The organism is Chryseobacterium vrystaatense (assembly GCF_000737765.1).
GTDB lineage: Bacteria > Bacteroidota > Bacteroidia > Flavobacteriales > Weeksellaceae > Chryseobacterium > Chryseobacterium vrystaatense.
In genome coordinates this window covers 375,900-389,856 of record NZ_JPRI01000001.1, presented here as the reverse complement: position 1 = coordinate 389,856, position 13,957 = coordinate 375,900, and the positions used below count along the sequence as shown (strand labels likewise).

The 13,957-nt window shown below is 37.9% G+C and carries 11 protein-coding genes; 5 read left to right on the top strand and 6 right to left on the bottom strand.

Annotated elements, in window-relative coordinates; genetic code table 11:
• Positions 1–58: 58 nt before the first annotated feature.
• From IW16_RS01800 to IW16_RS01775, 6 genes are all read right to left on the bottom strand, one after another.
• Positions 59–2,197 (bottom strand): T9SS type B sorting domain-containing protein, encoded by a 2,139-nt coding sequence (locus IW16_RS01800; protein WP_034739095.1) that lies wholly within the window; start codon positions 2,195–2,197, stop codon positions 59–61.
• Positions 2,198–2,288: 91 nt separating this feature from the next.
• A complete protein-coding gene (locus IW16_RS01795; protein WP_034739093.1) occupies positions 2,289–3,524 on the bottom strand; it encodes an MFS transporter in 1,236 nt (411 codons plus the stop codon).
• Positions 3,525–3,617: 93 nt separating this feature from the next.
• Entirely contained in the window at positions 3,618–3,980 is a 363-nt protein-coding gene (locus IW16_RS01790; protein WP_034739091.1) for a hypothetical protein, read from the bottom strand.
• A 69-nt stretch (positions 3,981–4,049) separates the two neighbouring features.
• Positions 4,050–5,549 carry a GH3 auxin-responsive promoter family protein gene (locus IW16_RS01785; RefSeq protein WP_034739089.1) on the bottom strand — a complete coding sequence of 500 codons (1,500 nt, stop codon included), beginning with the start codon at positions 5,547–5,549 and terminating at the stop codon, positions 4,050–4,052.
• A gap of 129 nt (positions 5,550–5,678) precedes the next feature.
• Positions 5,679–5,924, bottom strand: a complete 246-nt coding sequence (locus IW16_RS01780; RefSeq protein ID WP_034739087.1) for a hypothetical protein — start codon at positions 5,922–5,924, stop codon at positions 5,679–5,681.
• Between the two features lie 182 nt (positions 5,925–6,106).
• Positions 6,107–6,499 carry a hypothetical protein gene (locus tag IW16_RS01775; protein WP_034739085.1) on the bottom strand — a complete coding sequence of 131 codons (393 nt, stop codon included), beginning with the start codon at positions 6,497–6,499 and terminating at the stop codon, positions 6,107–6,109.
• A gap of 254 nt (positions 6,500–6,753) precedes the next feature.
• On the opposite strand from IW16_RS01775, the gene mfd reads away from it, so the two are divergent.
• From mfd to IW16_RS01750, 5 genes are all read left to right on the top strand, one after another.
• Positions 6,754–10,122 (top strand): transcription-repair coupling factor, encoded by a 3,369-nt coding sequence (mfd, locus tag IW16_RS01770; protein WP_034739083.1) that lies wholly within the window; start codon positions 6,754–6,756, stop codon positions 10,120–10,122.
• A 345-nt stretch (positions 10,123–10,467) separates the two neighbouring features.
• Positions 10,468–11,289 (top strand): hypothetical protein, encoded by an 822-nt coding sequence (locus tag IW16_RS01765; RefSeq protein WP_034739080.1) that lies wholly within the window; start codon positions 10,468–10,470, stop codon positions 11,287–11,289.
• A 3-nt stretch (positions 11,290–11,292) separates the two neighbouring features.
• A complete protein-coding gene (locus IW16_RS01760; protein ID WP_034739078.1) occupies positions 11,293–12,108 on the top strand; it encodes a hypothetical protein in 816 nt (271 codons plus the stop codon).
• A gap of 8 nt (positions 12,109–12,116) precedes the next feature.
• Positions 12,117–12,854 carry a hypothetical protein gene (locus tag IW16_RS01755; RefSeq protein ID WP_034739076.1) on the top strand — a complete coding sequence of 246 codons (738 nt, stop codon included), beginning with the start codon at positions 12,117–12,119 and terminating at the stop codon, positions 12,852–12,854.
• 154 nt (positions 12,855–13,008) lie between these two features.
• A complete protein-coding gene (locus tag IW16_RS01750) occupies positions 13,009–13,881 on the top strand; it encodes a hypothetical protein (protein ID WP_034739072.1) in 873 nt (290 codons plus the stop codon).
• Positions 13,882–13,957 lie beyond the last annotated feature (76 nt).

Sequence of the window (13,957 nt, the reverse complement as noted above, 5' to 3'; positions counted from 1 at the left end):
CAGCATTTATGTTGAAAAAAACCGCCCCGTAGAGCGGTTTTCTATTTTTAACAAGAAATTATTCTCTGTTTTTTACCACTACCCATCCTGAGAATTTGAATGGTGTATTTTTCTTATCATTTTCATTCCATGTTACAGAATACCAATATGTTCCTGTAGGAATCTTTTTGCCGGCCACTGTTCCGTCCCACTTATATCCGTTAGATTTATCAGCCTGGTGGATTTTAGTTCCATATCTGTCAAAAATGCTTAGTACAAGACCCTTTTTGCCTGATAATGCTGAATAATCTATCACATCATTCACACCGTCTCCATTAGGAGTGATAACGTTGATAAGATTAGGTACGATAACGGTAATATCAATCGGGTCACAGTCATATGCATCTTTTACGTATACTTTGTGATCACCTCTTGAAATGTTGGTAAACACGTTAGAGTCCTGCCAGTTGATATTATCCATAGAGTATTTGTAGTCAGGTGCTCCTCCGATAACATTCACTGTTATACTGGTGTTTGAGATATCCACACTTGAAATAACAGGTTGTTCAGAAGCGTATACTTTTACTGCTTGTAATGCAATACAGTCACCGGTTTTAAGCTTAACCCAATACGTTCCTACTGCTACATTGCTGATCGACTGTGTTGTTGCTCCGGTGCTCCATTCATAACCAGTGAACCCAGGTCCGGCATCCAGAGTTGTTTTGTCTTCCATACAGATGATCTTGTCCTGTAAAACATTAGAGTAAACAGGGGATATTACTGTTAGTGTCACTTTTGCGATAGAATAACATCCTTGTCCGTTACTTACCTTGATGTAGATTACACCGGTAGGTGCTGTATAGGTTAAAGGTGTTAAGATTTCATTCGTTCCACTTACTGCATCAGCAAGAGATGGATAATATTTTTTAATTGCTCCTGCTAATGTGGTTACCGGTGCATTGTTTAAGTTAAATATTCCCAGCGAATGATTGGTCTCAAGGAAACATGTTCTTAAGGATGCGTCTGTAACAACTACCAATGGATGGAATTTCAATGTAATTTCAGCTGTTGCTGTACATCCGAATTCATTGGTTGCCTTTACAAAAATTTTTCCTTCAGCTGATACAAACTGATATATAGCAGGGCTTGTGATTTCATTTGTTCCTGCATTCAGGTCAAACATAGTAGGATAGTATTTCAGCACGTGGGTTGGTCCGGCTCCTATCGCTGCTGTTGTAAGATCATAAGTTGCTGTTCCTGAATAATTATTGCTACAGCTGGTGAGTGTCGCGTTGGTTAAGGTAAAGCTGCCGTCCCTGAATTTGAATTTTCCTGTAATGAAACAGCCATTCATTGGATTCGTAGGATTAAGAGGATCCTGGTAGACAATTCTGTAATAATAAACTGCTGCAAGGTTAACGACTTCTGTACCGACAGGGTTTCCTCCTGTAATCGCATCATTCGTATTTTTATGATAACTTACTTTAAAATTAGTACTGTTGCCATTAATAATTCCTGTAGAAAGTGATAAAAAGTTGAACGCAGTGCCTACTGAACATACAGTTACTTCATTTGGATCTGCTGGATTCGCTGCAGGAAGTCCTGGAGTAACAAATGGGAAAGGGGCAAGTGCGGGATCGTTAAATGCAGAACTTAAGCTTGCTGTACCTGTCCAGGTTAATGAGAATCCATCCGGTGAACTTCTGTAGTTATCTACAACAAGATAATAAGTTTCACCAGCCTGAACAACCATATGCGGGCTCCATTCAGCTTGGTTTCCGGCACTTCCGTTGGTGTTTGGCGGTGGCGGCGGAGGTATTGTTAGCTTTAAGCCTGTATTTCCCTGTGATGAACCTGTACCAGTGAAATTACATCTTATAGGAGTTACAAAAATGTTATTGTTATTCAAAGAGGTACAGCCGTTGGTAGTAGGGCCATAAACTGCAAAGTCATAGTCATCGGTGTCAATAACCGGATTAATAACAAATGCTAATGTTCCCGAAGTGGCTGCTGTAAAAGAGTACCATACCGAAAAGTGCTCATTTTCAGTAGAACTCAGACAGGAATTTGCACCAATTCCTTCGAGAATGTTCCCCGGGCCGGATGGGGTGTAAGAAATATCTGAGTTTCCACAGATAGATATTGCGCTAATACAATCTGATTGAGCATATAAGATGCGTGAGCAGATGATTAGAAAAACGAGTAATGCTTTTTTCATAAAGGGGGATTTAAAAAAGACAAATATAAAAAATTATTAAAGTTAATTTAAAGAATTTGTGATATATTTAATAGAATCAGCATATTATTGACTAATAATTCATTTTTCTCAGCTTGGGATTTGTACTTGCTACCAGAAGTGCAACCAAAACAGTCATGCTCCCTCCGAAGACGACAGACCGTACTACACCTAGTAATTTTGCCATAAGACCGCTTTCAAACTGACCCATTTCGTTACTCGACATGATGAATATAGAATTCACACTCAGTACACGTCCTCTGATATGATCCGGTGTTTTCAGCTGTACAATGGTTCCCCTGATCACCACCGAAATGCCGTCAAGCATACCACTCATGACAAGAAATATAAATGAAAGCCAGTAAAGATTAGAAAGTCCGAAGCCAATGATGCACAGCCCAAAGCCCGCAACAGCGACCAGAAGGATTTTTCCCTGATTCTTTCGTAACGGTATAATTGCCAGAAGCGTAATAATGCACATAGAACCTATATCTGAAGCCGCATTCAAAAGACCGAAACCTTCTGCTCCTGCATCTAAAATGTCAGTAGCAAACACCGGAATCATAGCCACAGCTCCTCCAAATAGAACCGCAAACATATCAAGGCATAAAGCCCCTAAAATTTCTTTTGTCTTAAAAATATAGGAAATACCTTCACGCATACTGTCCATAACATTCACATCCTCTTTTTTATATTCTGAATGCTGCTGTCTCAATTGCCAGAAGAATAATGACGCAATGAATATTAAAGAAATAATAACGAGTAACGTCCATTTTACTCCAAAGTAGCCAATAAGAAGCCCACCAGCAGCATGTCCGCATACAGAAGATATCAGAAATGTAGCCTGATTCAGCGTCACTGCATTTGGGAGATTCTCTTTCTTCACAATTTTCGGGATCATAGAGGGAACAATAGGACCGATAAACGCCCTTGCTATCCCTGTGAAAAATATGACACCATATATAAAGTATGTGGTTTCATGTCCGGTAAAATGCATTTGTACATTGAGAAAGGCTGGAATAAGAAGCAAACCGATCAGGAAAATATAGGCATAATTGCAGATCAGCAGCAGTCTCTTTTTTTCATTCATGTCAATAACGTGACCGGCATACAGGGCACAGCTAACGGCAGGAATTACTTCTGAGAGTCCGATCAGGCCTATTGAAAAAGGATCTTTTGTTAATTGATATACCCACCATCCTAATAAAGTAGCAAGCATTCTAAAGGCTAAAACAATAAAAAATCTTCCGGTAAGAAGATTCCTGAATTCAACATTTTGCAATGTTTTTAACGGAGTAAAGGAAATCATGCACAAAAATAGCCCTAAATATTTATTTAGGGCTGTTTATATGATGTTTTTTTAAATGATAAATCAAATAGGTTTCGAAAGATAAAATCTATTTTAGTCTGCTCTTAATGAGCTGATCACGATAGCGGCAACACCTGCAGCTCCAATCACGGCAGCACCTGCAGTTACCCTTGCTTTAGACCTGTCTTTTACAGCCGCAACATTAGATTTTGGAATGATTACTTCAGCACTGTCTTTCTTTCCTGCAGTTCCTATAAGGTTTTCACCGTCAGTATTTCGGAACAGCATTTTCTGTTTCGGAGAACCATCTTTCATGGTAACAACATAAACTTTTCCAGCTTGAAGGTTAGAATAATTATTTTTTGAAATGTCCTCGCTGTACTTTGTGGTAGCGCAGGATGAAATCACAAATAAAGAAGTGAGTAAAGATGATTTTAAAAGTACAGATGCTCTCATTATTATTTTTTATTTTTCCAAATTTATAATTTTTTTCGAATATATGTTTTTTGAATTGAAAAAATATCTTTAAAGTTTGTAAGATTCTAATAAATCTGCAATTTTTCTGTCATTGGCAAGTCTTGGAGTTTTGTTCTGTCCCCCAAGCTTTCCCTGTGATTTCGCATATTCCTGGAACGCATTCTTTTTTAATGCCGTTATATGAAGCGGCTGAAGAATATTTCCTGTAATCAGATCATTATAATATGTATTTCTCTTTCGAAGTTCAGTGTCCAGCTGGCTTCTGAAAAGTTCTGGATTTTCAGGTTCTTTTTCAAATTCTATCAGCCATTCATGATACGGAAGCCCTTCAGAAGGATTGACCTGTGGGGCAAGATGAAACTCTGTAATCTGTGCAGGATATTTTTCTACAGCAGCCTTCATCGCCTCTTCCACTTCAAAGGCGATCACATGTTCTCCAAAAGCCGATGTGAAATGTTTCGTCCTTCCGCTCACAAGAATTCTGTAAGGATTCTTATCAATGAATCGTACCACATCCCCTATGGAATAACCCCACAAACCTGAATTCGTAGTGAGGATCAGAGCGTAATCTTTATGAAGTTCTGTATCTTTTAAAGTTAATCTTCGGGCACCGGGTTTACCGTATTCTTCCAAAGGAATGAATTCATAGAAAATTCCGTGATCAGTTAAAAGAAGAAGTCCCTCTTTTGTATAATCATCCTGAAAAGCAAAAAAGCCTTCAGATGCAGGAAATGTCTGGATGATATCAACTTTTCCGCCCAGCAGATCTTCCATTTTATCCCGGTACGGTTCATAATTTACTCCTCCTGTTACGAGAAGCTGAAGATTGGGAAACAGTTGTTTGATTGTTTTGCCGTGTTTTTCGGTAAGTTTTTCAAAATACATAATCAGCCATGGCGGAATTCCTGAGATCAGCGTCATGTTTTCATGTTCTGTTTCCTCAATGATCTTATCTACTTTAGCTTCCCAGTCTTCCATAATATTCGTATTCCAGCTTGGAAGACGGTTTTTTTGAAGGTAGCTTGGGATATGATGTGCTACAATTCCGGAAAGCCTTCCTGTTTTGATGCCGAAAACTTCCTCCATTTCAGGACTTCCCTGCAGGAAGATCATTTTTCCATTCACAAAGTCTGCATTGTTTTTCTGGGCAATATAATGGAATAAAGCGCTCTGGGCACCTGCAATCTGAAATGGCATTCCTTCTTTAGAAATAGGAATATATTTTGAACCTGAAGTGGTTCCTGAAGTCTTTGCGAAATATTCAGGAGTATCGGTCCACAGAATATTGGCCTGTCCTTTTTTTACCCTTTCGATATAGGGCTTTAGATCTTCATAATCGGCAACAGGAACTCTTTCCTGGAATTCTTTGACAGAATGAATGTTTTCAAAATCATGTTCTCTTCCAAAAAGAGTTTTCTGGGCTGTCTTTACAAGAGACAGCAAAAGATTTTCCTGGTTTTTCTCTGAGTTTTTTTTGAATTCAGAGGTTTTCTGAACATGCTTTTTTGCCCAGACAAGTGCCGCTTTTTTCTTGAAGAAATTTAACATGCTTCAAATTTATAAATAAGTATAGAATATGGAATCATTTTCACCTCACATAAACATAAAAAAAACCGATGAATGAGTTCATCGGTTCTTCGAAATTTGATTATGAAAATAACAACTATATGTTAAAGTTTACTTGTTGGCTTTGTATCTCTTGTCAGGAGTGCCATCTTTTTTAAGATTCTTGTTTTCTTTATACCTCTTGTCCGGTGTTCCGTCTTTTTTCATTTTGGCTGCCGGCTGAGCAGTTTTAGCTGCCGGAGCTTTAACTGTTTTTGTTGTTGGATGCGGTGCTGCAGTAGTAGCAGGAGCAGTTTGCTGTGCGGTTGCAAATCCCAGTCCTAGTGCCAGAGACATTGCTGTTAATAATTTTTTCATGAGGGTGTATTGTTTATTTTTCTTAAGTAAAGATATACAAAAAACGGGCTGAAAAACCGGGTTTTACAACCTTAACTAAAGTTTATTACTGCTTAAAAAAAACTTAAAGCCAGAGATTTAAGCATAAAATAAGCCTGCTTTCATTACGAAAACAGGCTTGAATGTAAATATGAATGTTTGTTTTAACGTGTACAGTTAGCTGTCCATGTTTTTCCGTCCTTGATGTATAAAATTTTCAATTCATTATTGTCAATTCTAATGTAAGATGTAGCCGTTCCGCCAACCATTATAAGAGTATGATCTCCCGACTGCTGAAATTCAACACCATTAAGATCCGGAATACCGTTTGAGAATGCAAAATTATATTTCGTACCACTTGCGATTTTTGTTACAAATACACTTCCGTTTTCTGCACTGTTGCTGGTAGATCCGTCACTATAAGAAATACTTCCCTTATAAGTTCCTGCGAAGAAATCGTTGTTTACAGGATCGTCATCATCACTACACGCTGCAAAAGATAATGTGGCAACAAATACCAGCATGAAAATTCCTAAGATTCTGATTGCTTTTTTCATAATATTTTTTATTTAAATTTCGATACGGTTAAATTTCCAAACACTATGCCACGTAATATTATCTTTGTTTTTTTAACTTTTAATTAAATTAATTAGCAGAAAATTAAGATTTATTCAATTTTATTATTGTTTTGTTTGTGTTTTAGTTAATCCTGGATTTTAGCTGAACGAAAAAAATATCCTTACCTTTGTTATAAATAAACGGTTTCGGAACACTCCCGAAATCGCTTTTGTCGTTTATACCATTACTATTTATGCAGCTAAAACCTATTCACGAAAAGTTTCTTCCCGATCTGCTTCAGAAAGAATTTGGGAAAGAAATCTTTACTCAGTTAGAAAACAGCCAGCATATTTCCGTGAAGGGAAGTGCAGGATCTTCAGTATCCATTTTTGTGGCCGAACTTTTTTTAACCCAAAAGAAAACGGTCCTTTATCTTGTAGATGACAAAGAAGATGCTTTGTATGCCAATACGGAAATGGAGGATTTGCTTGGGAAAGAAAAAGTCCTGTATTTTCCTGCTACCCATATGGAGCCTTACCAGGTTGAGAAAACACAGAATGCCAATCTTGTTCTTCGTACAGAGGTTTTAAACAAGATCAATTCCGGAAGATCTCCCAAGGTCGTTGTCGCTTATGCAGGAGCTTTATCGGAAAAAGTGTTAAAGAAAGAAGATTTTAAAGCCATTTCCCATCATATAAAAGTAGGTGATCAGCTGGACTTTGATTTTGTTGATGAACTGCTGAATCATTATAACTTTCAACAGGCTGATTTCGTTTCTGAACCCGGCGAATTTTCAGTAAGAGGGGGGATTGTTGACGTATTTTCATATGCTAATGAAAAGCCCTACCGTCTCACATTCTTTGGAAATGAAGTTGAAAATATCAAGACCTTTGACATAGAAACCCAACTTTCTATAGATAAAGTGAAAGACTTTCAACTGGTTTCCAATATGAATTTTTCAGTTACCGGTACAAGAGTTTCTTTACTGCAGCTCCTGCCGGTAGAAAGTTTTGTTGTTTCCAGAAATGGAGCTGTTGGCATGAACAAGATCAGAACTTTCTACGAAAAGTCACTGGAGAAATATGAAACGTTAAGTAAAGATATTGCCCACAGAAGACCTCAGGAACTCTTCATTTCTGATCAGGAATTTCTATTTGATTTTAAAAAATTTAAAACAATTGATTTTGCCGGAACCCCTATTGAAGGATTAAAAGAAATAACTGAAGTAAAAGTAGAACAGCTTCCTCAACCTTCTTTTCACAAGAATTTTGAACTGTTGATCGAAGATCTGGAGGAAAAACAGAACGAAGGTTTTGATACCTGGATTTCGTTTTCTACAGAGAAACAGAAAGAAAGACTGGAATCCATATTTGAAGAACTGGAAAATGAACTTCCTTTTAAAAGTTTCCGCTCCGAACTGCATGAAGGGTTTGTAGATAACGGCCACAAGCTTTTGGTATATACCGATCATCAGATCTTTGACCGGTATCAGCGTTACAAAGCAAAAAACACCTTTGCGAAATCTGAACAGCTTACTCTAAAGGATTTAATGTCTTTGAAGATCGGAGATTACATTGCCCACATCGATCATGGAATCGGAAAATTTATGGGGCTTGTGAAAGTAAACAATGATGGGAAAATTCAGGAATGTTTTAAACTGACTTATAAAAATGGAGACTTATTATATGTAAGCATTCATTCACTGCATAAAATTTCAAAATATAATGGTCCGGATGGAAAAGAGGTCGTGTTGAGCAAACTCGGTTCACCGGCCTGGAAGTCCTTAAAACAGAAAACGAAAGCGAAAGTAAAACAGATTGCTTTTGATCTTATAAGACTCTATGCAGAAAGAAAAACAGCAAAAGGATTCTCTTATACCCCGGATTCTTATCTTCAGAATGAGCTGGAAGCTAGCTTTATTTATGAAGATACTCCGGATCAGGAAAAGGCAACTATTGATGTGAAGAAAGACATGGAGGCCGACACGGTGATGGACAGGCTGGTGTGCGGAGACGTAGGTTTCGGTAAAACAGAAATTGCCATCAGGGCTGCCTTTAAAGCAGCAACAGATGGAAAGCAGGTCGCTGTACTGGTTCCCACAACCATCCTGGCTTTCCAGCATTTCAGAAGTTTCAAAGAAAGACTTGAAGACTTTCCGGTGAATGTTTCTTACGTCAACAGATTCAGAACAGCCAAGCAGAAAGCAGAAGCTTTGGATGGTCTGAAAAATGGTAAAGTAGATATTATTATCGGAACGCATCAGTTGGTAAGCAGTTCTGTTAAGTTCAAAGATCTTGGATTATTGATCATTGACGAAGAGCATAAATTTGGAGTTTCAGTGAAAGATAAACTCAAAACACTGAAAAGTAATGTTGATACACTTACATTGACAGCGACTCCTATTCCACGGACACTTCAGTTTTCTCTGATGGCGGCGAGAGATCTCTCGGTTATTAAAACCCCTCCGCCAAACAGGCAGCCTGTGGATACCCAGCTGATTGGATTTAGTGAAGAAATTTTAAGAGATGCTGTTTCTTACGAACTTCAGAGAGACGGGCAGGTTTATTTTATTAATAACAGAGTTGAGAATCTTAAAGATATTGCCGGACTTATCCAAAGGCTGGTCCCGGATGCAAGAGTAATTACAGGACATGGGCAGATGGAAGGTAAGCAGCTGGAAAAGAATGTACTTGATTTCATGGAAGGGAAATACGATGTCCTTGTGGCGACCACCATTGTAGAAAGTGGGGTAGATGTTCCCAACGCCAATACTATTTTCATCAATGATGCCCAAAGATTCGGCATGGCAGATCTTCACCAGATGAGGGGAAGAGTGGGACGTAGTAATAGAAAGGCATTCTGTTATCTGATCACACCTCCGTATGATATGATCACTTCTGATGCGAGGAAACGACTGGAAGCCATTGAGCAGTTCTCAGATCTTGGAAGTGGTTTCCAAATCGCTATGAAGGATCTTGAAATCCGGGGAGCGGGAGATCTCCTGGGAGCAGAGCAGAGCGGATTCATCAATGAAATGGGTTTCGAGACCTATCAAAAGCTGATGCAGGAAGCTTTGGAAGAATTGAAAGATGATGCAGATTTTGAAAACTTGTTCGACAATGAAGAGGACAGGCAAAAGCTTTTCAAGTCTGTGAAAGATGTCAATATTGATACTGACTTAGAGCTGATGCTTCCTGACTTCTATATCTCAAATACGGAAGAAAGACTACTTCTTTATCAGAAAATTGCGGAAATAGATAATGAGAAAGATCTTCATAAGTTCGAGCTTGAACTGATCGACCGTTTTGGTGCGCTCCCTAATGAAGCTGTTAATTTATTAAAGAGTGTTGCACTTAAATGGCTTGCTTCAGAAATTGGATTTGAAAAGATTGTCATGAAGAATGGCGTTTTTCTGGGGTATTTCCCGGCTAATCCTCAGGATAAGTTTTATCAGACCGACAGATTCAGACATATTATCAGTTATTTAACACAGAATCCTGCTGAAGCTCAGCTTAAAGAAAAGGTGGGTAAAGAAGGGAATCTTCTTATGATGAGAAAGGAAAAAGTGAAAAATGTAGATGAGGTCAATGTGCTTTTGAAAACAATTATCGGACATAATTAAGAGATAAAATACCCCAATTATTGTCATTGGAATATAGAAAAAGATCTAAAATTTAAATTTTAGATCTTTTTTTTTGTTTGAAAAAAGGGGAATTATAATTAAAAAACACAATTCAAAAGCACTTGAAAATCACTATAAAATGATAAAAAATTATGCGGCATCTGCCTCTGTTATTGGCTTTGAATGATGTTCGTCATTAAAATTGAATAAAAATCGCATGCTTTGTAGTAATAATTCTACTTTTGCATCCAATTAATTCTATAGCGTAATCGATTTATTTCTAAAGGTTTATGTAGGTGTAAATGGTTTTTTGTGATTTAAATTATTAACTTTGCAAACCTTATTATGAAAAGAATTATTTATAGTTGCGCAACGGGGCTTTTATCGCTTTGTGTCAACGCGCAGGTGGGAATTGGGACTACTTCTCCCAAATCTACTCTCGATATCAATGGGAAGACCACCTTACGAAAAGAACTTAGAGTAGGCGGTACCTCTGACGTACCAGGAAATCCAGGGCTAAACGGCCAGGTTTTGGTTTCTCAGGGAGAAGGTTTGCCTCCTGTCTGGAAATCACTGAATGTTTCCTTTATGGAGGAGGGGCAGTACAAATTGATCAATTCATACCTGTCATCCGATCAAAACGGAATTACGGGGCTTTCAAACACTGTCACAGCAGATGGTATTTATCTGAATAATGTTGGGGATGATATTACCAATACAGCGAAAGGGAAGTGGGTCAAAATTGATGGACTTAAAAATACTTTTACAATCAAAAACGGAAAAAACAGGCTTACTTACCAGTTTCAGACGGGTGTCGAAATGAAGGCTCCAGCAGCTACGACCTCTCAGTCTGTAACTTTTGCGTGCGGTGTTTTCAGAAATGGAAAGCTGGTAGCGGTACGTCCTGATAAAATCGTTTCAAATAATAATTCAGAAAAGTCCGGTATTCAGGATTATATTTTTACACTTAATTACACAGAACAGAACGTTCCGGTAGGTGTACAGGAACTTGAAGTAGCTTGCCGAAAGATCAATACATCCAATGCTAACTCGCAGTTTACTGTTGGGCGCAATGTATCAGATACCAATACGGTTTCAAATGCATTTACCCTTGAGTCGATTATGAAGATTGATGTTATTGAGTATGTAACTTATAAAAGCAATTAATTGATGAAAAATATTATATCAATCCTGTTGTTTATGACAGGACTGTCTCTTTCCGCTCAGGTGGGAATCAACACCAATTCACCCAAAGCAAAACTTGATGTTAACGGGGATGTCAATTTAAGAAATAAAGTAGTTGTCCTTAATGTCACAGACAATAGTCTTTCACAGGGAAATAATGATCAGCTTCTTGTTTCTCAGGGTGAAGGTTATCCTCCAATCTGGAAATCTCTGCGTATCCCGGAATATGAACCGAATAAATTTTATTTAATATTCAATAACTCCTTTTCGGACAGAACAGGTGTGAAATTTAGCGATAGTGAGCAGTCAACTATTTCCGGTAGAAATTTAGCTTTTTCCAAAGGGGCAAGTATTACAAGTCTTCCGGGATTCAAAAAAATTACAGGTCTTACACAGGATCTCAGTATATTCAGTGATAACAGCAAGACGTATTTTCAATTTGAAACCGTAGTACAGGCTAATCTTCCCAGCAATGGAACTACTGATATATCGATAGATTATGCATGTGGTATTTTTGTGGATGATAAGCTGGTGAATCTCAGACAGAGAAACCTGAAGGCAAGTAGTGCATCCAGTACCTTTATTACTCACAATCAGATCGGAGTTATATCCAATCTGTCAAAAGGAGATCATAAAGTAAGTGTTGCATGTTCAAGGTTAGGTTCGTATAGAACAGCGAGTAATGTAGTACTGGCTATCGGGACCTATGCAGCGGATAATATCAACAGCTTCATTACCCAGTCCTCTCTTAAAGTGGATGTATACGAAATTCCTCAGGTGTTTAATTCTATTACAAACTAAAATACAGCATGAGAAAAATTATTTTTATAAAAACTTTACTGCTTGCCGTATGTGTGAATGCGCAAGTGGGAATAAATACCGCTAATCCTGTCAATATGCTGGATGTAAATGGCGACCTGAACGCAAGAAAAGAGATCAGAACAGGAGGAACCAATCTGCTGAAAGGATCCGCCGGAGCTGCGGGGACCATGTTTCATAACAATTCAGAATTGAATGTAAATGACTGGAAGAGCATTAAAATTGCTGATGGGCAGGGAAGTATGTCTGTGTTTTCATTAAACACAGTCTCAGATCAGACGGGAGCTTCTTTCACGGATAATGGATCTACTGATCCCTACTCCGAAGGTATTACTATTAATAGTGACTGGGTTGTTTTGCCGGGAACTGCTGATACATTTTCTGTTACCAATGACGTGAATAAAGTAGCTTTTACCTTCCAGACGACTACCCAGAAAACAGGGAATGCGAGTTCTGCCGGTTTTGCCTGTGGGGTTTTTGTAGATAATAAATTAAGAGCTGTTCGAACTGACGTTTTAATTGGTTCGGAAGGAAGTTACAAGATTTTTAATCTTAATGCTACACTTACCAATATTGCCCGTAAGAATAATTATGCGGTAAAGGTAGCCTGTACAAAAAGAAATTTAAATTCAAATACCCTGGGTATAGGACGAGCGGTAAACTCAAACTTCCTGAATAATGAAATGGCTCAGTCGGTATTGACCACATCCGTACTGCAACCGTATTAATTTTCATAATTTTTATCATAATAAAAAACCTAAAAGCTTCATGTTTTTAGGTTTTTTTTGAAAAAATACAGAGATTATTATCGATTTGTTGAATAAGTGAATGTTTTCATCAAAAAAATGAATTATATTTGTGAACTCACTAAAATATTTTTTCATGGGAAAAAACTATATTTTTAAAGTCATTGCAGGAGTGTTTTTCGGACTTCTTGTTTCATGTGACAACTCTTCTTCTGATCAATTTGAACCTAGTGCCAATAATGGCGGTAATGGAAATACAACACCTCCACCAGCCAGAGTGTTGGAAAAGATTACACTGAATTCTGCTGTACAGGAGGAATATACCGTGAACGGAACTCTTTTCCAAAAGGGAATGCTGAGAGACGGAACTACCAATAACTATTATACAGGTACAGTGACGTATGTGGATAATAAAATAGCGAAAATAAAATTTGTGGGAAGTTTGACAGGATCTACAACCTATGATTTTAGCATCAGCGAAGACAGTAAAGGAAATGTATACAATGCAACATGTACTGCTACGGCAGCACAGGCCATAAATTCTTTTGTAAGTGATTACACATTTACGTATGATGCTACGGGCAAGAAAATTTCTAAAATTCTGGAAAAAAGAAAAGTAGCTGGAAACAGCGCGTATATCTCATTCACAGAAAGTACCTTTACCTATAATGGAGATAATATTTTTAAGGCAGATTGTGCAAAGGGAACGCTTACTGCAACAGGAGCACCAAATTTAGCAACGGCTAAAATGACCGTTTACAGCTATCAGAATTATGATGCTAAAGTCAATCCGTACTCTACACTCCCGAAAACATTCTTTGCCGCATGGAGCTTACTCCGTCCTGAGAATTTCTACAGGATTTCTCCGAATAATCCTACATCAGTATTTGTTCAGCCACCGGCTCCTGCCGCTGGAGTGAATACACCAATGACTTATGTGTACGATGGCTTCAATTATCCTGTTTCGGACAAGGATCAGGCGCTTAAATATGTTTACAGAACTTTATAGGCATATTTAATTATCGGTTTTACTTGAATATAAATAAAAACATAACTTTTATTCAGAAAAAAGTTATATTTGTCAA